The organism is Alloalcanivorax profundimaris, from assembly GCF_015265435.1.
Taxonomy (GTDB): domain Bacteria; phylum Pseudomonadota; class Gammaproteobacteria; order Pseudomonadales; family Alcanivoracaceae; genus Alloalcanivorax; species Alloalcanivorax profundimaris.
In genome coordinates this window covers 219,454-240,498 of record NZ_JABJWH010000010.1, presented here as the reverse complement: position 1 = coordinate 240,498, position 21,045 = coordinate 219,454, and the positions used below count along the sequence as shown (strand labels likewise).

The 21,045-nt window shown below is 69.2% G+C and carries 18 protein-coding genes; all 18 read left to right on the top strand.

Annotated elements, in window-relative coordinates; genetic code table 11:
- Positions 1-14: 14 nt before the first annotated feature.
- The 18 genes from truA (at position 15) to HMJ39_RS07295 (ending at position 21,038) form a co-directional block, all read left to right on the top strand.
- Complete coding sequence (truA, locus tag HMJ39_RS07380; protein ID WP_161385383.1) at positions 15-824, top strand: tRNA pseudouridine(38-40) synthase TruA; 810 nt, start codon at positions 15-17, stop codon at positions 822-824.
- A 37-nt stretch (positions 825-861) separates the two neighbouring features.
- Complete coding sequence (locus HMJ39_RS07375; RefSeq protein WP_194296791.1) at positions 862-1,536, top strand: phosphoribosylanthranilate isomerase; 675 nt, start codon at positions 862-864, stop codon at positions 1,534-1,536.
- A gap of 3 nt (positions 1,537-1,539) precedes the next feature.
- Positions 1,540-2,751 (top strand): tryptophan synthase subunit beta, encoded by a 1,212-nt coding sequence (gene trpB / locus HMJ39_RS07370; RefSeq protein WP_194296790.1) that lies wholly within the window; start codon positions 1,540-1,542, stop codon positions 2,749-2,751.
- A 21-nt stretch (positions 2,752-2,772) separates the two neighbouring features.
- Positions 2,773-3,579 (top strand): tryptophan synthase subunit alpha, encoded by an 807-nt coding sequence (trpA, locus tag HMJ39_RS07365; protein ID WP_161385380.1) that lies wholly within the window; start codon positions 2,773-2,775, stop codon positions 3,577-3,579.
- A gap of 22 nt (positions 3,580-3,601) precedes the next feature.
- Positions 3,602-4,483 carry an acetyl-CoA carboxylase, carboxyltransferase subunit beta gene (gene accD / locus HMJ39_RS07360; protein ID WP_161385379.1) on the top strand — a complete coding sequence of 294 codons (882 nt, stop codon included), beginning with the start codon at positions 3,602-3,604 and terminating at the stop codon, positions 4,481-4,483.
- A complete protein-coding gene (locus HMJ39_RS07355) occupies positions 4,480-5,715 on the top strand; it encodes a bifunctional folylpolyglutamate synthase/dihydrofolate synthase (RefSeq protein WP_194296789.1) in 1,236 nt (411 codons plus the stop codon). Before accD ends, HMJ39_RS07355 begins: the two co-directional genes overlap by 4 nt.
- Entirely contained in the window at positions 5,716-6,351 is a 636-nt protein-coding gene (locus HMJ39_RS07350) for an SPOR domain-containing protein (RefSeq protein ID WP_194296788.1), read from the top strand.
- 88 nt (positions 6,352-6,439) lie between these two features.
- Positions 6,440-6,934: a CvpA family protein gene (locus tag HMJ39_RS07345; protein ID WP_161385377.1), complete on the top strand. Its 495-nt coding sequence runs from the start codon at positions 6,440-6,442 to the stop codon at positions 6,932-6,934.
- Between the two features lie 15 nt (positions 6,935-6,949).
- Positions 6,950-8,479, top strand: coding sequence for an amidophosphoribosyltransferase (gene purF, locus HMJ39_RS07340; protein ID WP_194296787.1), 1,530 nt, complete (start codon positions 6,950-6,952; stop codon positions 8,477-8,479).
- A gap of 11 nt (positions 8,480-8,490) precedes the next feature.
- Positions 8,491-9,702: an O-succinylhomoserine sulfhydrylase gene (locus HMJ39_RS07335; protein ID WP_194296786.1), complete on the top strand. Its 1,212-nt coding sequence runs from the start codon at positions 8,491-8,493 to the stop codon at positions 9,700-9,702.
- Between the two features lie 146 nt (positions 9,703-9,848).
- Complete coding sequence (locus HMJ39_RS07330; protein WP_161385374.1) at positions 9,849-10,760, top strand: AAA family ATPase; 912 nt, start codon at positions 9,849-9,851, stop codon at positions 10,758-10,760.
- A gap of 30 nt (positions 10,761-10,790) precedes the next feature.
- Positions 10,791-11,735 (top strand): DUF58 domain-containing protein, encoded by a 945-nt coding sequence (locus HMJ39_RS07325; protein WP_194296785.1) that lies wholly within the window; start codon positions 10,791-10,793, stop codon positions 11,733-11,735.
- The gene (locus HMJ39_RS07320) at positions 11,735-13,756 is read left to right on the top strand and encodes a transglutaminase family protein (RefSeq protein ID WP_194296784.1); all 2,022 of its coding nucleotides are present in this window, start codon (positions 11,735-11,737) and stop codon (positions 13,754-13,756) included. The genes HMJ39_RS07325 and HMJ39_RS07320 overlap by 1 nt, the downstream gene beginning before the upstream one ends.
- 91 nt (positions 13,757-13,847) lie before the next feature.
- Positions 13,848-14,624 carry a TenA family transcriptional regulator gene (locus HMJ39_RS07315; RefSeq protein WP_194296783.1) on the top strand — a complete coding sequence of 259 codons (777 nt, stop codon included), beginning with the start codon at positions 13,848-13,850 and terminating at the stop codon, positions 14,622-14,624.
- Positions 14,625-14,865: 241 nt separating this feature from the next.
- Complete coding sequence (locus HMJ39_RS07310) at positions 14,866-16,995, top strand: putative bifunctional diguanylate cyclase/phosphodiesterase (protein ID WP_228462201.1); 2,130 nt, start codon at positions 14,866-14,868, stop codon at positions 16,993-16,995.
- A gap of 72 nt (positions 16,996-17,067) precedes the next feature.
- Positions 17,068-19,506, top strand: a complete 2,439-nt coding sequence (gene hrpB, locus HMJ39_RS07305; RefSeq protein WP_194296781.1) for an ATP-dependent helicase HrpB — start codon at positions 17,068-17,070, stop codon at positions 19,504-19,506.
- Between the two features lie 88 nt (positions 19,507-19,594).
- The gene (locus tag HMJ39_RS07300; RefSeq protein WP_194296780.1) at positions 19,595-20,392 is read left to right on the top strand and encodes a thioesterase family protein; all 798 of its coding nucleotides are present in this window, start codon (positions 19,595-19,597) and stop codon (positions 20,390-20,392) included.
- A 1-nt stretch (position 20,393) separates the two neighbouring features.
- Entirely contained in the window at positions 20,394-21,038 is a 645-nt protein-coding gene (locus tag HMJ39_RS07295) for a 1-acyl-sn-glycerol-3-phosphate acyltransferase (protein WP_194296779.1), read from the top strand.
- Positions 21,039-21,045: the final 7 nt, after the last annotated feature.

Below are 21,045 nucleotides of genomic sequence, written 5' to 3'. Positions count from 1 at the left end.
TTGGCGGACCGAAGATGACGCGAATCGCCCTGGCGGTGGAATACGACGGCAGCGCCTTTCATGGCTGGCAGACCCAGCAGCCCGGCGTGCGCACCGTTCAGGAAGAGGTGGAGAAGGGCCTGTCCCGGGTGGCCGACCATCCGGTGACCCTGATCTGCGCCGGGCGCACCGACGCCGGCGTGCACGCCACCGGTCAGGTGTGTCATTTCGATTCCGACGCGGACCGGGACATGAAGGCCTGGGTGATGGGCGGCAACCGCTTCATCCCCGACGACGTGGCCATCCGCTGGGCGGTGCCGGTGGACGACGATTTCCACGCCCGCTTCAGCGCCCACCGGCGCTGCTATCGCTACGTGATCTACAATCACCCCCGGCCACCGGCCCTGTTCCGTCGCCAGGTGACCTGGAACCACCGCCCCCTGGACGTGGACGCCATGGCCCGGGCCAGCCAGCATCTGGTCGGCACCCACGATTTCACCTCCTACCGCAGCGTGCATTGCCAGGCGAAGTCGCCGGTGAAAACCCTGACCCGGTTCCAGATTCACCGTCGCGGGCCGCTGATCGTGCTGGAGGTGGAAGCCAACGCCTTTTTGATGCACATGGTGCGCAACATGGCCGGCGTGCTGATGAGCATTGGCGCCGGCCACCGCGACCCGGACTGGGCCCGCCAGGTGCTGGAAGCCCGCGACCGCACCCAGGGGGGCGTCACGGCGCCGCCCTACGGCCTCTACCTGGTGGAAATCGGTTACCCGGAGGCCTTCCCGCTGCCCGACCATCCGCGTGGCCCGCTGTGGCTCGCGGACCTGGACGGCGGCCATAATTGACGCCGTGCTCGCCTCGGTCTGCTATGATGGATTTCGCATGAACGCACCCCGGGTTAAAATCTGTGGCATCACCCGCGCCGAGGACGGCCTGCACGCCGCCCGCGCCGGGGCCGACGCCATTGGCCTGGTGTTCCACCCGGCCAGCCCCCGTTACGTGACGCCCCGGCAAGCCGCCGGCATCGTTGCCGCTCTGCCGCCCCTGGTGACCACTGTGGGGCTGTTCGTGGACGCGGCGCCGGACGCCGTGGCCGCGGTGCTCGACGACGTGCCGCTGGATCTGCTGCAGTTCCACGGTGATGAATCCCCGGCCTACGGCGCCGCCTTCCGGCGGCCCTGGATCAAGGCGCTGCGCATGCGCGACGGCGCCGACCCGGCCGCCGAGGCGGAGCGCTACGCCGCCGCCGGCGCCCGGGGCCTGCTGGTGGACAGCTATGTCCCCGGCGTTCCCGGCGGCACCGGCGAGCGCTTCGACTGGTCGCGGCTCCCCGGCGAGCTGGCCCTGCCGGTGATTCTCGCCGGCGGCCTGGACCCGGACAACGTGGCCGCCGCCGTGCGCGCCACCCGGCCCTGGGCCGTGGACGTGAGCGGCGGGGTGGAGTGCCGGGGCGACGACGGCCGCCGCCTCGGTGGCATCAAGGATCCCGGCGCGGTGACCGCCTTCATCCGCGCCGCCCGGTTCCACGACGAACCCAGTTCCATGACGAAGGAGTAACAGGTGACTCAACGTCCTGACTACAAGGCTTTCCCCGATCAGCGGGGCCATTTCGGACGGTTCGGCGGACGCTTCGTCTCCGAGACCCTGATGGCCGCCCTCGACGAGCTGGAGACCATGTATCGCCGGCTCAAGGACGACCCCGAATTCCAGGCCGATTTCGATCGCGACCTGGCGCACTACGTGGGCCGTCCCTCGCCGCTGTATCTGGCCGAACGATGGACCGGGCAACTGGGCGGCGCCCGCATCTGGCTCAAGCGCGAGGACCTCAACCACACCGGCGCCCACAAGGTGAACAACACCATCGGCCAGGCGCTGCTCGCCAAGCACATGGGCAAGAAGCGGGTGATCGCGGAAACCGGCGCCGGCCAGCACGGCGTGGCCTCGGCCACGGTGGCGGCGCGTCTGGGCCTGGAGTGCCATGTGTTCATGGGCGAGGAGGACATCCGCCGCCAGAAGCTCAACGTCTACCGCATGAAGCTGCTGGGCGCCGACGTAATCCCGGTGACCTCCGGCTCGCGCACCCTCAAGGACGCCATGAACGAGGCCATGCGTGACTGGGTCACCAACGTGGACGACACCTTCTACATCATCGGCACCGTGGCCGGCCCGCATCCGTACCCGATGCTGGTGCGTGACTTCCAGTCGGTGATCGGCCGCGAGGCCCGCGAGCAAAGCCTGGCCCAGGCCGGCAAGCTGCCCGACGCCCTGGTCGCCTGCGTGGGCGGGGGGTCCAACGCCATCGGCCTGTTCCATCCGTTCCTGGACGACGACGGCGTCGCCATGTACGGCGTGGAAGCCGCCGGTGACGGTGTCGAGACCGGCCGCCACGCGGCGCCGCTGTCCGCCGGCCGGCCCGGCGTGCTGCACGGCAACCGCACCTACCTGATGGAAGACGACAACGGCCAGATTATCGAAACCCATTCGGTGTCCGCCGGTCTGGATTACCCCGGGGTGGGCCCGGAACACGCCTGGTTGAAGGACATCGGCCGGGTCAACTACGTGGCCGCCGACGACACCGAGGCGCTGGCCGCCTTCCGTGAGCTGACCCGGGTGGAGGGCATCATGCCGGCCCTGGAGTCCGCCCATGCGCTGGCCTACGCCCGCAAGCTGGCGCCCACCATGGATAAGGACCAGGACATCGTCATCAACCTGTCCGGCCGGGGCGACAAGGACATCCTGACCGTGGCCGAGATCGACGGCATTCACTTCTGAGGATTGGGGAGAACACGCAACATGAGCCGTATTGAAACCACCTTCGCGCGCCTCAAGGAGCAGCAGCGCAAGGCCCTGATCCCGTTCATCACCGCCGGCGACCCGGCGCTGGAAATCACCGTGCCGCTGATGCGCTCGATGGTGGAGGCGGGCGCCGACGTGATTGAGCTGGGCGTGCCGTTCTCCGACCCCATGGCCGACGGCCCGGTGATCCAGAAAGCCTGCGAGCGGGCCCTGGCCGCCGGCACCGGCCTGCCCGACGTGCTCGCCATGGTGCGCGAGTTCCGGCGCGGCGACGACACCACCCCGGTGGTGCTGATGGGCTACCTTAACCCGGTGGAGTGCATGGGCTACGAGCGCTTCGCGGAAACCTGCGCCGAAGTGGGCGTGGACGGCGTACTGCTGGTGGACCTGCCGCCGGAGGAATGCGACGAGATCGCGCCGCTGTTCAAGGAGCGCGGTGTGGATCTGATTTTCCTGGTGGCGCCCACCACCACCGACACCCGCATCGGCCGCATCGCCGAGGCCGCCAGCGGTTACCTCTACTATGTGTCGCTGAAGGGCGTTACCGGCTCCGCTTCCCTGAACGTGGACGAGGTGGCGGCGCGGGTTGAAACAATTCGCAAACTTGCTCAATTGCCCATCGGGGTGGGCTTTGGTATCAAGGACGCGCAATCGGCGCGGGCGGTGAGCCGCGTGGCCGATGGCGTGGTGGTGGGCAGCGCCCTGGTCAATCAGGTCGCCGAACACGCCGACGATCCCATGGCCATGACCGCCGCCGTGTCGGAGATTCTCGCCGGCATGCGCGCCGCCATGGACAAGCCCTGAGTATTCGAGGAAGGCCCGGACGATGAGCAATAACTGGCTGGAAAAGATTCTCCCCACGGTGCGCCGCTCCCAGGAGAACCGACGCAGCAACGTGCCCGAGGGGCTGTGGCGAAAGTGCCCGCGCTGCGACAGCGCCTTGTACCGGCCGGAATTGGAACGCAATCAGGACGTGTGCCCGAAATGCGGGCACCACCTGCGCGTGGGCGCGCGTAAGCGCCTGCGCCTGTTCCTGGACGAAGGGCAGACCAGCGAGATCGGCACTGACCTGGCACCGGTGGACCGCCTCAAGTTCAAGGACTCCAAGAAATACAAGGACCGCCTCGCCGCCGCCCAGAAGGACACCCAGGAAAAAGACGCCCTGGTGGCCATGAAGGGCAGGCTGCATGGCATGCCGTTGGTGGCGGTGGCCTTCGAGTTCCGTTTCATGGGCGGTTCCATGGGCTCGGTGGTGGGCGAACGTTTCGTGCGCGCCGTGGACGTCTGCCTGGAGCAGCGCCTGCCCCTGGTGTGCTTCGCCGCCAGTGGCGGGGCGCGCATGCAGGAAGCGCTGTTCTCCCTGATGCAGATGGCCAAGACCTCCGCCGCCCTGGAGCGCCTGCGCGAGGCCGGCCTGCCGTTCATCTCCGTGCTCACCGATCCGGTCTACGGTGGCGTGTCCGCCTCCCTGGCCATGCTCGGCGACATCAACGTGGCCGAGCCCAACGCCCTGATCGGTTTCGCCGGCCCCCGGGTGATCGAGCAGACCGTGCGCCAGAAGCTGCCGGAAGGCTTTCAGCGCAGTGAATTCCTGCTCGAGCACGGTGCCATCGACATGATCGTCGAGCGCCAGCACCTGCGCGGCACCCTGCACCGGCTGCTCGCCAACCTCACCGGGGCCCCGCTGGCCGATACCGCCGACGCATGATCCCCAATCTGGACGCCTGGCTCGCCCGCATCGAGCGCCTCCACCCCAGCGACATGGAGCTGGGGCTGGAGCGGCTGCGCGGCGTGGCCGCGGCCCTCGGCGTGGACCGGCTGCCAATGCCGGTGATCACCGTGGCCGGCACCAACGGCAAGGGCTCGGTGGTGGCCCTGATCCAGGCCCTGGCCGGCGCCGCCGGCCAGGGCTGCTGCGTCTACACCTCGCCCCATCTGCAACGTTTCAACGAACGCATCGTGCTGCCCGACGGCCCGGCCTCCGACCAGGATCTGTGCGCCGCCTTCGAGGCGGTGGACGCCGCCCGGGGCGACACGCCGCTGACCTATTTCGAATTCACCACCCTGGCCGGTCTGTGGCTGTTCCGCGACAGCGGCGCCGATCTGGCGGTGCTGGAAGTGGGGCTGGGCGGCCGGCTCGACGCGGTCAATCTGATCGACGCGGACGTGGCGGTGGTCACCTCCGTGGGGCTGGACCACGTGGAGTGGCTGGGCGACACCCGCGAAAAGGTGGCGGTGGAGAAGCTCGGCATCGGCCGCGCCGGCCGCCCCCTGGTGTACGGCGAACGGGATGCCCCCGCCAACCTGGACCAGGAACTGGCGCGCCTGGGCGCGTTGCCGCTGCGCGCCGGCCGCGAATACCGGGTCGACGACGCTCACCTGGCGATCCGTGTCGGCGAGCGCCTGCGCCGCTACCCCTTGCCGCTGCCGGCGCGGCTGGGCTCGGACAACCTGGCCACCGCCTGCCAGGCGCTGGCCGCTGCCGGCCTGCCGCCGTCGCCGGACCTGCCGCACCGGGTCGCCGACACCGGCCTGGTGGGGCGCTGTCAGGTGCGCCGCTGGCGCGGCGCCCAGTGCGTGCTCGACGTGGGCCACAACCTGGAAGCACTGACCCGGCTGCGCGAGCGGCTGCCGCCGTGCGCCGGCCGCCGCCGCGTGGTCATCGGCATGATGGCGGACAAGCCGGTGGAAGCGGCCCTGGGGCTGCTCGCCGAGCGGCCCGCCGACTGGTACCTGGCGCGCCCGGACCTGCCCCGGGCGGCGGAGCCGGCGCGCCTCGCCGCGGCTCTGCCGGACGGCGCTCCCTGGCGCGTGTTCGACAGCGTCGCGGCGGCCCTGGAACAGGCGGTGGCGGACTGCGGGGCTGGCGACCAGGTGTTGATCGTGGGATCCTTCTACACCGTCGCCGAAGCGCTCAACGCCATGGACGAGGATGACTAGGTGCAACAACGAACCCGCCAACGCCTGATCGGTCTGCTGCTGTTGCTGCTGCTGGCCGCCATCGTGGCGCCGCTGGTGTTGCGCAGCCCGGAGCAGGTGCGCGTGGCCCTGGACATGTCGATCCCGGAACCGCCGGCGATGGACGAGCCGGAGGTGGCGCCGGTGATCGGCGAACGGGAGCAGGCGGCCACCGACGAGCAGATCAGCGACGAACAGCGGGCCGTGGCAGAGGCCGGTGAACGGGCCCTGGACGACGCCCCGGCCACCCCGGACACCGGCGAGACGCCAAGCCGCGAGCCCCGGCCGGACCCCGAGCCCGCCGCCGAGCCGGAGCCCGCTCCCGCGCCGGCCGACGAGCCGGCGGCGGAGAAGGGCGATCAGGACGCGCCCCGCCCGGGCTTCACCGTGCAGGTGGCCAGTTTCAGCGACGCCGCCAACGCCGAGGCCCTGGTCACCCGTCTGCGCGACGCCGGCTACAACGCCTACCACCGCACCGTGAGCCAGGACGGCAACCATTGGGAGCGGGTGTTCGTGGGGCCGGAGATCAAGCGTGGCGACGCCGAGGCCCTGCGCCAGCGGCTGGCCGACGACAAGGGCTTCGCCCTGGACGGCCTGGTGCGTGCCTTCGTGCCTTGAATCAGCGCCTTGCCAAGGCGATAAAGCCCTGTGCCGGCAAGGGTCGCTCTGGTAGACTTTGCCGCCTGTTCCAACCACGCGCGTGTTCATGAATCTGGCAGACGGCATCATTCTGTTCATCATCGCCGTATCGGCACTGATCAGCGTGCGACGCGGTTTTACGCGTGAAGCGTTTTCCCTGCTGACCTGGGTCGCCGCCTTCATCGTGGCACGCCTGTTCAGCCCGGCCTTGACGGTGCTCCTGGCCGATTCCATCGAAACACCCAGCGTGCGACTGGCGGTGGCGTTCGGCGGCCTGTTCGCCGTCACCCTGATCGTCGGCGCGCTGATCAATCATCTGCTCGGCGAGCTGATCCGGGTGACCGGCCTCAGCGGCACGGATCGTTTGTTGGGCATGGTATTCGGCGCCCTGCGCGGCGCCCTGGTCGTGGTGGTGCTGGTGGCCCTGGGCCACCATCTCTTCGCCCAGGATACCTGGTGGCGGCAGTCCATGCTGGTCCCGCATTTCGCCATGCTGGAGGACTGGACGCGGCGCGTCGCCGGGGATCTGATCGCTTATCTCATGAACGTCAGCGGAAGCTAGCTAGAGGATACGCAAATGTGCGGGATTGTTGGCATTGTCGGCCACTCCTACGTGAACCAGGCGATCTACGACGCCTTGACGGTTCTGCAGCACCGGGGACAGGACGCCGCCGGCATCGTCACCTGCGACGGGGACCGGCTGTTCCTGCGCAAGGACAACGGCATGGTGCGGGACGTGTTCCGCAACCGCCACATGCGCCGGCTGGTGGGCAACATGGGCATCGGCCATGTGCGTTACCCCACCGCCGGCAGCTCCAGCTCCGCGGAGGCGCAGCCGTTCTACGTCAACTCGCCCTACGGCATCACGCTGGCGCACAACGGCAACCTGACCAACTCCGAGGCCCTGGCCGAGCACCTCTACCGCTCCGACCTGCGCCACATCAACACCACCTCGGACTCCGAGGTGCTGCTCAATGTGTTCGCCCATGAACTCCATGAGCGAGGCAAGGGCAAGCTGCGCCCGGAACCGGACGACATCTTCGATGCCGTGGCGGCGGTGCACCGCCGCGCCGAGGGTGCCTACGCCGTGGTCGCCATGATCACCGGCTACGGCATCCTGGCGTTCCGCGACCCGCGTGGCATCCGCCCGGTGTGCTTCGGCAAGAAGGACACCGAGCACGGCCCGGAATACATGGTGGCCTCCGAGTCCGTGGCGCTGTCCTCCCTGGGCTTCCACCTGGAGCGCGATCTGGCCCCCGGCGAGGCGATCTACATCACCGCCGACGGCGAGGTGCATACCCGCCACTGCTACGACCAGCCGCAACTCAACCCCTGCATCTTCGAGCAGGTCTATCTGGCGCGGCCGGATTCCATCATCGACGACATCTCCGTCTACAAGGCGCGCCTGCGCATGGGCGAGAAGCTGGCGGAGAAGATCGAGCGGGAATGGGCCGACCACGACATCGACGTGGTGATCCCGATTCCCGACACCAGCCGCACCTCGGCGCTGCAGATGGCCAACCGCCTCAACCTGAAATACCGGGAAGGCTTCATCAAGAACCGCTACATCGGCCGCACCTTCATCATGCCCGGCCAGCAGCAACGGCGGAAATCCGTGCGCCAGAAGCTCAACGCCATTGAGCTGGAATTCTCCGGCAAGAACGTGCTGTTGGTGGACGACTCCATCGTGCGCGGCACCACCTGCCACGAAATCATTCAGATGGCCCGGGAAGCGGGCGCGCGCAAGGTGTACTTCGCCTCGGCGGCGCCGGCGGTGAAGTTCCCCAACGTGTACGGCATCGACATGCCCGCCGCCCGGGAACTGATCGCCCACGGTCGCAGCGACCAGGAAGTGTGCGAGCTGATCGGCGCCGACAACCTGATCTACCAGGACCTGGAGGATCTGGTCAGCGCCTGCCAGGAAGGCAATCCCGGCATCAGCCAATTCGATTGCTCGGTGTTTAACGGCGAATACCTGGCCGGTAACATCGATCAGCACTACCTGGACGACCTGGAAGCCCGGCGCAGTGACGACGCCAAGAAAAACAAGGAAAAGAGCCGCGCCCTGGCCGACAACGAAGTGATCGACCTCCACAACTCGAATTGAACGAGACGACGATGAGCGACAGACCGGATCCGAGCGACTACAACACCGACACCCTGGCCATTCGGTGGGCGCAGCTGCGCACCGACGAGATGTCGCACTCGGATCCGATCTTCCTCACCTCCAGCTTCGTCTACGACAGCGCCGCCCAGGCCGCCGCGCGCTTCGCCGGCGAGGAGCCGGGCAACGTCTATTCGCGCTTCACCAACCCCACCGTGCGCGCCTTCGAGGAACGTCTGGCGGCCATGGAGGGCGGTGAACAGTGCCAGGCCCTGGCCTCCGGCATGGCCGCCATCAGCAGTACCTTCTTCGCGCTGCTGGCGCCGGGGGACCATATCGTCAGCTCGCGCAGCGTGTTCGGCACCACCAACGTGATCTACGACCGTTACCTGAAGAAGTTCGGTGTCGATACCACCCTGGTGGACCTGGACGACCTGGCGCAATGGAAGGCGGCGATCCGCCCGGAAACCCGGGTGCTGTTCCTGGAGACGCCGTCCAACCCGCTGTCCGAGGTGGGCGACATCGAGGCCTTGGCCAGGCTGGCCCACGACAACGGCGCGCTGCTGATCGTCGACAACTGCTTTTGCACCCCGGCGCTGCAGAAACCCATCGCCCTGGGCGCCGACCTGGTGATTCACAGCGCCACCAAGTACCTGGACGGGCAGGGCCGCTGCATCGGCGGCGCCGTGGTGGGCCCGGCGGAGCTGGTCAAGGAAGTGCATGGTTTCGTGCGTTCCGCCGGCCCCAGCATGAGCCCGTTCAACGCCTGGGTGTTCCTCAAGGGCCTGGAGACCCTGGGCCTGCGCATGAAGGCGCACTCCGCCAATACCCTGGAGCTGGCGCGCTGGCTGGAACGGCAGCCGGGCATCGCCCGGGTGTACTACGCCGGCCTGGAAAGCCATCCGCAACACGCCCTGGCCTCCCGCCAGCAGAGCGGTTTCGGCGCGGTGCTCGCCATCGAGGTGGCGGACAGTGATGGCAACGCCGACCGCCAGGCGGCCTGGCGCTTCATCGACGGCACCGAGCTGCTGTCCATCACCGCCAACCTGGGCGACGTGAAGTCCACCATTACCCATCCCGGCTCCACCACCCACGGCCGCGTTAACCCGGAAGAAAAAGAACGCGCCGGGATCACGGACAACCTGATCCGCATCGCGGTAGGCTTGGAAGACATCGACGATCTCAAAAAGGACCTGACGCTGGGGATCAAGGCGCTCGGTTTCTGAAATCAGTTGAAAGTTACAAGTTGCAAGTTGAAAGGAGGTGGGCCGCTGCTCGCCCATGGGTATGGGGGCGGGCACGGCGCGGCTGGATAACGACGTGCCCTTCGCGTTTCAACTTTTAACTTGTAACTTTCAACTCTGGGGTTTTTATGCAGGCACTGGACAAGGCGCTGGCCCAGGTGGGCCGCGTGGTACTGGGGAAGCAGGAACAACTGAAACTGGCCCTGGCCTGCATGCTCGCCGGCGGCCACCTGCTCATCGAGGACCTGCCGGGCATGGGCAAGACCACCCTGGCCCATGCCCTGGCGCGGGTGTTCCGGCTCGATTACCGGCGCGTTCAGTTCACCAGCGACATGCTGCCCGCCGACATTCTCGGCGTGTCCGTGTTCGACCCGGACAGCGGCGCGTTCAACCTTCGTGAAGGGCCGGTGTTCAGCCAGTTGCTGCTGGCCGACGAGATCAACCGCGCCACCCCCAAGACCCAGGGCGCCCTGCTGGAAGCCATGGAGGAGCGGCAGGTCACCCTGGATGGCCTTACCCGGCCGCTGCCGGAACCCTTCTTCGTGGTCGCCACCCAGAACCCGGTGACCCAGGCCGGCACCTTCGTGCTGCCGGAATCCCAGCTCGACCGCTTCCTGATGCGCATTTCCCTGGGCTACCCGGCCCCGGAGGTGGAGATGGAGCTGCTCGCCGGCGGTGACCTGCGCGACGCGGTGCGCCGCCTCAAGCCGGTGATCGAGCCCAGCGGACTGGTCAAGCTGGTCGCCCACGTGGGCAAGGTGCGCGCCACCCGGGACCTGCTCGACTACGTGCAGCGCCTGCTGGAAGCCACCCGCGCCGACGACCGCCTGGTGGCCGGGCTCTCGCCCCGGGCCGGCCTGGGGCTGCTGCGCGCCGCCCGCGCCTGGGCGCTGATCCACGACCGCGACTATGTGCTGCCCGAGGACGTGCAGGCGGTATGGCCCTCGGTGGCGGAACACCGCCTGCAGCCCCGCGAGGGCGGCAGCGTGGCCGCCATGACCCAGTCCCTGCTGCAGACCGTGCCCGTGGTGCGCGGCTGATCCCCCGGCCGCGGCCCGACGGAGAGCGCCATGGTCAAGAACGCCTGGCAACGCTGGCTCGACCGCCGTCTTCCCCGCGCCCGCCAGGTGCAGCTGGACCAGCGCCGTATTTTCATCCTGCCCACCGGCTACGGCGTTCTCTATCTGATAGTGGCGGTGCTGCTGTTCTTCGGCGGCGTTAACTACGAGAACAACCTGATCCTGGCCCTGTGCTTCCTGATGGTGAGCCTGTTCGTGGTGGCCATCCTGCACACCTTCCGCAATCTCTCCGGCCTGATGCTGCGCGCCGGCGGCGGCCGCTCCGGCTTCGTCGGCGGCCAGGGCAGCCTGGAAGTGGTGCTGATCGCCCGCCGGCGCCCGCACCGGGCCCTGTGGCTGCGCTGGCTGGACCAGGCCGCCCAGGAGGTGAGCGTGGAGTCCGGCGAGGAAACCGGCCTGTGGCTGAACCTGCCGCTGCGCCGCCGGGGGCCGGTGGTGCCGCCCCGGCTGCGGGTGGAAAGCCGCTATCCGCTGGGGCTGCTACGGGCCTGGTCCCTGGTCGCCCTGGACCAGGAATGCCTGGCCTGGCCACGTCCCCAGGAAAGCGCCGACTGCCCCGCCGAAGGCGGTGACCGGGAGCGCCGGGTGGCCCGGGCCGGGCAGAGCGGCAGCGAGGAATTCCGAGGCCTGCGCGGCTACGTGCCCGGCGACAGCCTGTCCCAGGTGGACTGGAAGGGCTATGCCCGGGGCCGTGGCCTCAACGTCAAACTGTTCGAGGAACCGGCCAGCGGCCGCCTGTGGCTGCGCTATGACCGCACCGACGAACTGCCCCTGGAACAGCGCCTGTCGATCCTGTGCTACTGGGTGCTGCGCCTGAGCCGGGAAAACCGGCCCTTCGCCCTGGCCTTGCCCGGCGCCGAGCTGCCGCCGGGGCAGGGCGACGAGCAACGCCAGCGGGCCCTGGACCTGCTTGCCCGCCATGGGAAGGGGGGCTGATGGCGCGCATCTACCAAGTGCCCAGCCACGCCCGCCTGTGGCTCACCCTGGCGATCATCGCCGCCTCCCTGCCGCAGCTCAGCGACGGCCCCTGGTGGCAGGCGGTGCTGCTGGTGGTGGTACTGGGCTGGCGGGCGCTGCTCGACCGCCAGCGCCTGGCGCAGCCCGGCCGGCTGGTGCGCCTGGGGCTGCTACTGGCCACCGTGGGCGCCACCTTCTACAGCTTTGGCCGCCTGCACGGCCCGGAGGCGGGCAGTGCCCTGATCACCAGCCTGTTCGCGCTCAAGTACCTGGAGCTGGTCGGCAAACGCGATGCCTATGTACTGATCGTGCTGGGCTACTTCGTGTGCGCCACCATTCTGCTGTTCCACCGGGGCCCCCTGGCGGCGCTCTACGTGGTGGGCTGCCTGACCCTGCTCACCGCCAGCCTGGCGGGGATCAACTACAGCGACACCCACGCCCGCCGGCGCCAGCATCTGACGGTGGCTTCGGCGATGCTGCTGCAGGCGCTGCCCCTGGCGGTGGTGCTGTTCGTGCTGGTCCCCCGGGTGGCGCCGCTGTGGAACATGCAGCTGGACAGCGGCCAGGCGCGCACCGGCATGAGCGACAGCATGTCGCCGGGGCAGGTGAGCCGCCTCACCGAATCCAGCGAGCTGGCGTTCCGGGTGCAGTTCCAGGGCACGCCGCCGCCGCCGGACCAGCGCTACTGGCGGGGGCTCACCTACGCCTATTTCGACGGCACGACCTGGCGCCAGGCGCGCCCGCCGGGCTGGAGCGACGCGGACACCTTCTACGACGGGCGTGGCCCGGCGCCGCCCTGGTACCGGGGCCTGCGCGCCGCCGACCGGGGGCCGGCCTGGGAATACCGGGTGATCATGGAGCCCAGCCAGCAGCGCTGGCTGTACGCCCTGGCGGTGCCGTTCACCGACCTGGATGGCCAGGGCCTGGCCCGGGATCTGCGCCTGGTGGCGGACAACCCGGTGTCGGGCAGCTACGGCTACCAGGTGCGCAGCGTGCCCGCCGCCGCCGAGGGGCTCGACCTGAACGGGCCGGAACGGCGTCTGATGCTGGACCTGCCCGACACCGGCAACCGGCGTGCCCGGGACCTGGCGGCGTCCTGGCGCCAGCGCTACCGCGACGACCGCGAACTGGTCCAGGCGGCGCTGCGCTACTTCCGCGAGCAGCCATTCCATTACACCCTGGAACCTCCCCGGCTCAGCGGCGACACCGTGGACGGCTTCCTGTTCAACACCCGGCGCGGCTTCTGCGAGCACTACGCCTCCAGCTTCACCTTCCTGATGCGCGCCGCCGGCATTCCCGCCCGGGTGGTGGCCGGCTATCAGGGCGGCGAGCCCAACGGCGATTATCTGCAGATCCGCCAGTACGATGCCCACGCCTGGACCGAAGTGTGGCTGAACGGGCGCTGGGTGCGGGTGGATCCCACCGGCGCGGTGGCCCCGGAGCGCATCGAGCTGGGCCTGCGCGGCCTGGTGGAGGGGCGCGCCGACGCCGGCGGCGACGCCGTGGCCGGCGCCCTGGGCCGGCTGCCGGTGCTGTTCCGCGTCCAGCAATGGATGGATTACGTGGACTTCAACTGGCAGAAATGGGTGCTCGGCTACCGCCAGGAGGACCAGCGCGCCCTGATCGAGCGGCTGCTGGGGGCCTTCACGCCCACCCGGGTGGCGCTGGCCCTGCTCGGCGCCGTGCTGCTGGTCACCGCCGTGCTCGCGGTGCTGGTGCTGGCGCGCCGCCGGGACGCCCCGGCGCGGCCCCTGGAGCGGGAATTCGCGCGTCTGCGCCGGGGGCTGGCGCGGCGCGGGCTGAACGTGGCGGACTGCCACTCCGCCGCCGCCCTGGAGGCCGCCGCCGCCCGCCGCTGGCCCGGCGCCGCCGGCCGCGCCGGCCACTGGCGGCGTTACTTCGAGTACCTGGCCTATCGCCGGGACGGCGATCCGCCGGCCGGCGAACTGCGCCAGCTGCGCCGCCGCCGCCGGGCCCTGATGGCCGGTTTGAAGGCCTGACGTCGACCCCTGGCGGAGCGTCGGCCGCGCCGCTAGCATGAACCGGCGGGGTAGCGCCCAAAAAGGACATCCGCACAACGGAGGCACCGCCATGGGAGTCGCACGCTACAAGGAAGCCCTGTCACTCACCGAGCACGCCCCCTGGGCGCGGCGTTTCTGGGACGCCCTGGTGCCGTACAAGGACCAGGTGGTGTCGCATCCACTGTTCGAGGAAATGGGCGCCGGCACCCTGTCGCTGGCCCGCTTCCAGGACGCGCTGCTGCATTTCTACCCGCTGGTGGAGAACTTCCCCAAGTACATGGGGCTGGCCCTGGCCAAGACCCGGCCCGGCGTGCGGCCCGGGCATGAGGAAACCAAGAACTGGCTGATCGGCAACATCAAGATCGAGCAGCGCCACGCCTATTGGTATCAGGACTGGGCCGCCGGGTTCGGGCTGAGTCTGGAGCGCCTGGAAACCACCACGCCGCCGCCGGCCATGGACGCGGTCAACCAGTTCCTGTGGACCACCGGCCACCAGGGCACCCTGGAAGAGAGCATCGCCGCCACCAACCTGGCCATCGAATGGGCCACCGGCGAATGGAGCCAGCGCGTGGTGGCCGGGGTCAAGTACTACGCCGAGCAGGGCCGCGCCGAAATCAACCGCCACACCATGGCCTGGCTGCGCGCCCACGCCAGCTATGACGATGCCCACCCCCACGAAGCCATGGAACTGATCAAAAGGCTGGCGGTGGACGAGCCCGCCCGCCAGCGCGCCTTCACCGCCGCCCGACGCGGCCTGGAGTACTATGTAATGGCACTGGACGATTGCTATTGGCGGGCCAGTGAGCGATCCGGCGTGGCGTTGCCGGCGTTGTCCGACGCGGAATAATAATTCCGCCGTGCAAGGGTAATTTTTTTCATTGCCGGCTTGTTAATCTTTTTGATTCTCATTAAATAAACGGGATTTTATTTTGATCCCTTAATATTTCCTTGAACGATTTTAGTGAATACGGCAATAAAATTGCTGGACGCCGAAAAAAATCGACGCTATTTTCCGCCGAAAGGGAGGCGAAGGCCTCTTCTGACGGGCATTCGCCGATGATCGGCGACCTTGGTCGGGAAACAGGAAGATGACGGTCCATTCGATTCATGACGCTCCGCGCTTGGCCGCGCTCGCTGATTATCAGGTCTTCGGAACACCTCCGGAAAGGGAATTCGATCGCATCGTCCAGTTGATGGCGGAGTTGTTCTCCGTGCCCACCGCCTTGATCGGCTTCATGGGCCGGGAATCCCATTACTTCAAGGCGCGCACCGGTTTCGACGCCTGTGAGGCCTCCCGTGAAGTCTCCTTTTGCACCTATACCGTCGAGCGTAACAAGGTGCTGGTGATTCCCGATACAACGGCCGACCCGGCGTATCGGGACCATCCGCTGGTGGAAGGCGCGCCGGGCATCCGCTTCTACGCCGGCGCGCCGATCCGCACCCGGGACGGACAATGCATCGGTGCCGTCAGCCTGGTGGATTATGTGCCGCGGGCGCCGTTGGCCGAGAGCCAGGAAAAGGTTCTTCAGGACCTGGCCGAGATGGTCATGGACCATCTCAACCGCCGCCGCCTTTTGATGGTGCGGCGCGCCGCCCTGAAGCTGGCTTCCTCGATTCCGGACGCCATCATCTGCAGTAACCAATACGACGAAGTCACCTTCTGGAACAAGGGCGCGGAACAGCTCACCGGGATTCATGGCAACAAGGCCAGGGGCCGAAAGCTGGGTGATCTGATCGGTGCCCAGTTCCAGCATCTGTTGTTCGAGGCCGGTGTTCGGGGTTTTGAGCGCCGCCCGGTGGAGAATGAGCGCAGCTTCCTTCTCCGCGATGATGGCAGCCATCTGCCGGTGGAGGTGTCCTCCGCGATCTGGGTCGAGGACGACCAATACCAGCGGGGTTTCGTGATCCGGGACGTGTCCCACCGTCAGGATTTGCAGAATCGCGTGCGCTATTTGCGCGACAGTGACCGTCTCACCGGTTTGCCCAACCGTGCGCGCTTCCTCGAAATCGCCCAGGGCTATCTGGATCGGGGGCGGGGCCTGACGGTGCTCAAGGTCGGGCTCGACAACTTCAAATCGGTTAACTCTTCCCTGGGCATGGCGATCGGCGATGAGGTGCTGCGCGAGGCGGCGCGGAGGGTGTCCGCCCTGGCGCCGGAGCAGGCCATGGTGGCGCGGCTGGCGGGGGATGAGTATGGCGTGCTGTTGTCCGGTGAAGAAGACCCGCAAACCGTGAAAGCGCTCAGCGATGCCATCGTTGGTGAAATGGCGCGGCCATATCGGATTCATGGTTTCGAGTGCCGTATCTCCGCCTGTCTGGGCATTGCCTCGGCGGCGGTGGATACCCTTGGCGGTCTGGACAGCTCCGACTTGCTCAAACGCGCCTTGCTGGCGCTGCAAGAGGCAAAATGCCTGGGGCCCAATCAAAGCGTGACCTTCACCGAGGCACTTGGCGAGCGGGCGCACAGAAAGCACCGTCTGGAGCAGGATCTGCGCCAGGCCTTCCAGCAGCGTGATTTCGAACTGCACTTCCAGCCCCAGAACGATCTGGAGAGCGGCAAGGTGGTGGGCGCCGAGGCGTTGCTGCGCTGGCGGCATCCGCAGCGCGGCCTGGTGGCGCCGGGCGAATTCATCGAGGTCCTTGAGGTCAGTGATCAGGCGCTGCATGTCGGCGACTGGATCCTGGAAGCCAGCTGCGCCTTCGCGGCGGCGCAAGGGGCCGGGCAGACGCCTTTCCGGGTGGGCGTGAACCTGTTTCCCTGCCAGCTCCATGATCCGGCCCTCGCGGACAAGGTGGAGGCCCTGCTGAAGCGCTACGGTCTGCCGCCCCGCGCCCTGGAACTGGAAATCACCGAGACCACCATCCTCGAGAGCAGCGCGGATATTCTCGCCCGCCTGCAACGGCTCCGTGATCACGGGGTGGGCATCGCCTTCGATGACTACGGCACCGGCTATGCCTCCCTGAGCCTGCTGAAGAAATACCCGCTGACCCGGCTCAAGATCGACCGTCAGTTCGTCGCCAATCTGGGCACCAGTCCGGATGACCTGGCGATCATCAATTCCATCATCGTTCTGGGCCAGAACCTGGGCCTGGAGGTGATCGCCGAGGGCATCGAGGAGCAAGCCCAGATGGAAATGCTGCTGCGGCTGGGCTGTCGCGAAGGCCAGGGCTACTGGTTCAGCCGGCCGGTGCCGGAAGCGGAGTTCGCCGCGCTCTGATGGCCTGATCCCCCCCAATCCCGCGCGCTTTTCCGCTACCATGCCGGTTTTCATGGCGGAGGGCGCCGCGCGATGTCGAACACCAACCCCGCCTCCCTGCCCGTGGAGGCGGTACTGCCGGACCTGCTGCGCTGCCTGGCGGAGCAGGGCGGGGCGGTGCTGGAAGCCCCGCCAGGGGCCGGCAAGTCCACCCGGGTACCGCTGGCCCTGCTGGCCGCGCCCTGGCGCGGTGACGGCCGGATTCTGGTATTGGAGCCGCGCCGGGTGGCGGCCCGGGCGGTGGCCACCTTCATGGCGCGCCAGCTCGGCGAGCCGGTGGGCGCCACCGTGGGCTACCGCACCCGCCTGGATTCCCGCATTGGTGCGACGACCCGGGTGGAGGTGGTCACCGAGGGCGTGCTCACCCGACTGCTGCTGGACGATCCGTCCCTGGATGGCTACGCGGCGGTGCTGTTCGACGAATTCCACGAACGTTCCCTGCAGGCGGACCTGGGCCTGGCCCTGGTCCAGGAAGTGCGCGGCGCCCTGCGCGAGGACCTGCGCCTGCTGGTGATGTCCGCCACCCTGGCGGTGGGGCCCCTGGCGGAGGGCCTGGGGTTGCCGGTGGTGCGCAGCGAGGGCCGGGTGTTCCCGGTCACCGTCGACCACGCGCCGCCGCCCCGGGACGGCGATCCCCTGGACCACTGCGCCCGCCAGGTGGCGGCCTTGGCCGGGGAGGGCACCACCCTGGTGTTCCTGCCCGGCGTGCGCGAGATCGAACGGGTGCGCGAACGGCTGGCCGGCGGCCCGCCGGTGTCGGTATTGCACGGCCGCCTGGACGGCGATGCCCAGGCGGCGGTGCTGGACGCCGGCGACGGCGCCCCCCGGGTGGTGCTGGCCACCAACGTGGCGGAGACCAGCGTTACCATCGGCGGGGTCACCACGGTGGTGGACAGTGGCCTGGAACGGCGCCCGGAATACGACCCGCGCCGCCACCGTACCCGCCTGGTGACGCGGCGCATCAGCCAGGCCAACGCGGACCAGCGCGCCGGCCGGGCCGGGCGCCTGGGGCCGGGCCGCTGTGTGCGCCTGTGGGCCCGGGAAGAGGTGCTGGCCCGCCACATCGAACCGGAAATCCGCCAGACCGCCCTGGACGGCCTGGTGCTGGATCTGGCCCGCTGGGGTTGCCGGGACCCGGCCGGGCTGTTCTGGCTGGATCCGCCGCCAACGGGGCCCTGGCAAGCGGCCCGGGCGCGCCTGCGCGGCGCCGGCGCCCTGGACGGCGACGGCGGGCTCACCGACCTGGGACGCCGCCTGAACAGCCTGCCTTTACCGCCGGATCTCGCCGCCCTGGTGGTGCTTGGCCGCGACCGGGGCCGGCCGCGATCCGCCGCCGCCCTGGCGCTGCTGCTCAACGAGCGGGCGCCAGGGCTGGACCGGGAACCGGACTTGTCCCGGCGTCTTGCCCGCTTTCTGCGGCGCCCCGGCGACTGGCCGGGCCTGGCCCGGGAGCTGCGGCGTCTGGCCGGCGAGCGTCGCGACCGGGACGAAGCGGCGCCCCTGGACACCCTGCTGGCGGCGGCGTTTCCAGAGCGCCTGGCTCGGGCCCGTGACGATGATCCCCACCGTTATCTGCTTGCCGACGGCAGCGGCGCACGCATCGACGGCGACGGCCCCTTCGCCGATCGCGACTGGCTGCTGGTGCTGGACACCGACGGCCGTGCCCAGGATGCCCGGGTCCGTCTGGCCTGGCCCCTGGGGGCGGAGGCGGTGGCGGCGGTGCTGGCCGAGCGCGGCGTCGAGGAAGAGCGCGTGCACTGGGACCCGGACCGCAACCGGGTGGTGGCGGAGCGGGTGCGCGCCGTGGGCGCCATCGTGCTGGAGCGCCGCCCCTTGGAGAACCCTCCGCCGGCGCTGCTGGAACGGGGCCTGCTGGACGCGGTGCGGGGCCGTGGCCTGACCTTGCTGCCCTGGGACGACGGCGCCGTGCAATGGCGCGCCCGGGTGGCCTGGATGCACCAACTGGCACCGTCCGAATGGCCGGCCATGGACGACGACGGCCTGCTGGCGCGGCTGGAGGACTGGCTGCTGCCGTTCCTGGCCGGCCGGCGCACCCTGCGCGACCTGGAGCGGGTGCCCCTGGTGGAGGCTCTGACCTTGCTGCTGGCCCCCGGCCAGGCCGGTGAACTGGATCGCGCCCTGCCACCCCGTTGCCCGGTGGCGTCCGGCCGGGCGGTGACCATCAATTACCGGGCCGAGGGCGGCCCTCGCCTGGCGGTGAAGCTGCAGGAGTGTTTCGGCATGGAGCGGCTGCCGGCCCTGGCCGACGGACGCCTGGCGCTGACCGCCGAGCTGCTCACCCCGGCCGGGCGCCCGGCGGCGATCACCGGCGACCTGGCGCGCTTCTGGCGGGAGGGCTACCCGGCGGTGCGCAAGGACCTGCGCGGGCGCTACCCGAAACATCCCTGGCCGGAGGATCCGACCACCGCGCAAGCCACCGCCAAGACCAAGCGGGCGCTGGGGGATCGCTGACCGGGAGCGCGGCTGACGCTCTTACACAAGTCCTCTTTCCAAGCCGGGGTGGCTCTGCTATCAATGGCCGCTTTGTTGGGAGCGATTTATGAAATACAGTTCCATTGTGGAGGCCGCCGCTGGCCCCACCATGACCGTCCCCGAAGGCTGGGGGCAGGGCCGGGCCACCTTCGGCGGCATCGTGGGCGCTATCCTGATCGCCCATATGGACGCCCACCTGAAAGCGGAGCAGGGCGACGACGTGGCGCCCCTGCGCAGTTTTTCCCTGTCCTTCGTGGCGCCCATGGCGCCGGGGCCGCTGGCCTTGAGCGCCGAGACCCTGCGCGCCGGCAAGTCGGTGACCCAGGTTCAGGTCACCGCCCGCCAGGACGGCGCCGTGGTGGCGACCATGCTGGGCAGCCTGGGCCGGCCACGGCCGTCCTCGCTGGCGGTGCCCGGCGCCGAGGCGCCGGTCATCAAGGCACCGGAAGACTGCACGCCGATGCCCTTCATCGAAGGCGTGACGCCGGATTTCCTGCGCTACTTCGATCTGCTTTACGCCGGTGACAATCTGCCCTACACCGGTTCGCCGCGCCCCGATTTCGAGGGCTACATGCGTTTCAAGGAAGGCGGCGAGCCCCAGGACGCGGCCAGCCTGGCCTGCCTGGTGGACACCTGGCCGGCGGCGGTGATCACCATGCTCGACAAACCGGCGCCCATGAGCTCGCTGACCTGGACCATGGATTTCCTGGTCGACCCGGCGACCCTGCCGCCTACCCGCGACTGGCAGTACGACGTGGTCACCGACGCCTTCGCCGACGGCTACGGCCATACCCGCTCGCGGATCTGGGACGGCGCCGGCCGCCCGGTGGCGTTCAGCCGCCAGGCGGTGGTGGTGTTCGCCTGACATGGCCGGCAGCGGGCATCCATCGGACCTGCCGCCGCTGACGCCGGCGGACATCGGCCCCCGGGTACCGCGTCGCGGCGCTCGCCCGGTGGCCTGGCTGGGCCGTTGGCTGCTGCGCGCCATCGGCTGGCGGGTGGTGGGGCGCCTGCCGGACGTGCCCCGGGCGGTGATGATCGCCGCTCCGCACACCTCCAACTACGACGGTCTGGTGGGCATCAGCGCGATCCTGGGCCTGCGCCTGGACATCCGCTTCATGGCCAAGCAAAGCCTGTTCCGCGGGCCGGCCGGCGCCTTGTTGCGCGCCGCCGGCGGCATCCCGGTGGACCGGCGCCGGCCCGGCGGCGTGGTGGCGGAAACCAAGCGGCTGCTGGCCGCCGGCGATCCGTTCTGGCTGGGGATCACCCCGGAGGGCACCCGGGAGGGCGCCGGGGAATGGAAGACCGGCTTTCACCGTATCGCCGTGGAGCTCGGGCTGCCGATCATCGTGGTGACGTTCTGTTACCGGCGCCGCGAGGCGCGAGTGCTGGACACCCTGTGGCCGGTGGGGGACCCGGCCGTGGACCTGGAAGCCATCTACGCGCGCCTGGACGACGTCACGCCGCGCCACCCGGAGCGCCTGTCCGCGCCCCTGCGCCGGCGCCGCTGAGCGCCGT

Bases quoted from the DNA above. Each gene is read 5' to 3' on its own strand.
- HMJ39_RS07330 (WP_161385374.1), top strand. From the start codon at position 9,849: ATGCAGGCACTGGACAAGGCGCTGGCCCAGGTGGGCCGCGTGGTACTG.
- HMJ39_RS07315 (WP_194296783.1), top strand. From the start codon at position 13,848: ATGGGAGTCGCACGCTACAAGGAAGCCCTGTCACTCACCGAGCACGCC.
- purF (WP_194296787.1), top strand. From the start codon at position 6,950: ATGTGCGGGATTGTTGGCATTGTCGGCCACTCCTACGTGAACCAGGCG.
- HMJ39_RS07320 (WP_194296784.1), top strand. From the start codon at position 11,735: ATGGCGCGCATCTACCAAGTGCCCAGCCACGCCCGCCTGTGGCTCACC.
- truA (WP_161385383.1), top strand. From the start codon at position 15: ATGACGCGAATCGCCCTGGCGGTGGAATACGACGGCAGCGCCTTTCAT.
- hrpB (WP_194296781.1), top strand. From the start codon at position 17,068: ATGTCGAACACCAACCCCGCCTCCCTGCCCGTGGAGGCGGTACTGCCG.
- HMJ39_RS07335 (WP_194296786.1), top strand. From the start codon at position 8,491: ATGAGCGACAGACCGGATCCGAGCGACTACAACACCGACACCCTGGCC.
- HMJ39_RS07300 (WP_194296780.1), top strand. From the start codon at position 19,595: ATGAAATACAGTTCCATTGTGGAGGCCGCCGCTGGCCCCACCATGACC.
- HMJ39_RS07345 (WP_161385377.1), top strand. From the start codon at position 6,440: ATGAATCTGGCAGACGGCATCATTCTGTTCATCATCGCCGTATCGGCA.
- HMJ39_RS07295 (WP_194296779.1), top strand. From the start codon at position 20,394: ATGGCCGGCAGCGGGCATCCATCGGACCTGCCGCCGCTGACGCCGGCG.
- HMJ39_RS07375 (WP_194296791.1), top strand. From the start codon at position 862: ATGAACGCACCCCGGGTTAAAATCTGTGGCATCACCCGCGCCGAGGAC.
- HMJ39_RS07355 (WP_194296789.1), top strand. From the start codon at position 4,480: ATGATCCCCAATCTGGACGCCTGGCTCGCCCGCATCGAGCGCCTCCAC.
- trpA (WP_161385380.1), top strand. From the start codon at position 2,773: ATGAGCCGTATTGAAACCACCTTCGCGCGCCTCAAGGAGCAGCAGCGC.
- HMJ39_RS07325 (WP_194296785.1), top strand. From the start codon at position 10,791: ATGGTCAAGAACGCCTGGCAACGCTGGCTCGACCGCCGTCTTCCCCGC.
- accD (WP_161385379.1), top strand. From the start codon at position 3,602: ATGAGCAATAACTGGCTGGAAAAGATTCTCCCCACGGTGCGCCGCTCC.
- HMJ39_RS07310 (WP_228462201.1), top strand. From the start codon at position 14,866: ATGACGGTCCATTCGATTCATGACGCTCCGCGCTTGGCCGCGCTCGCT.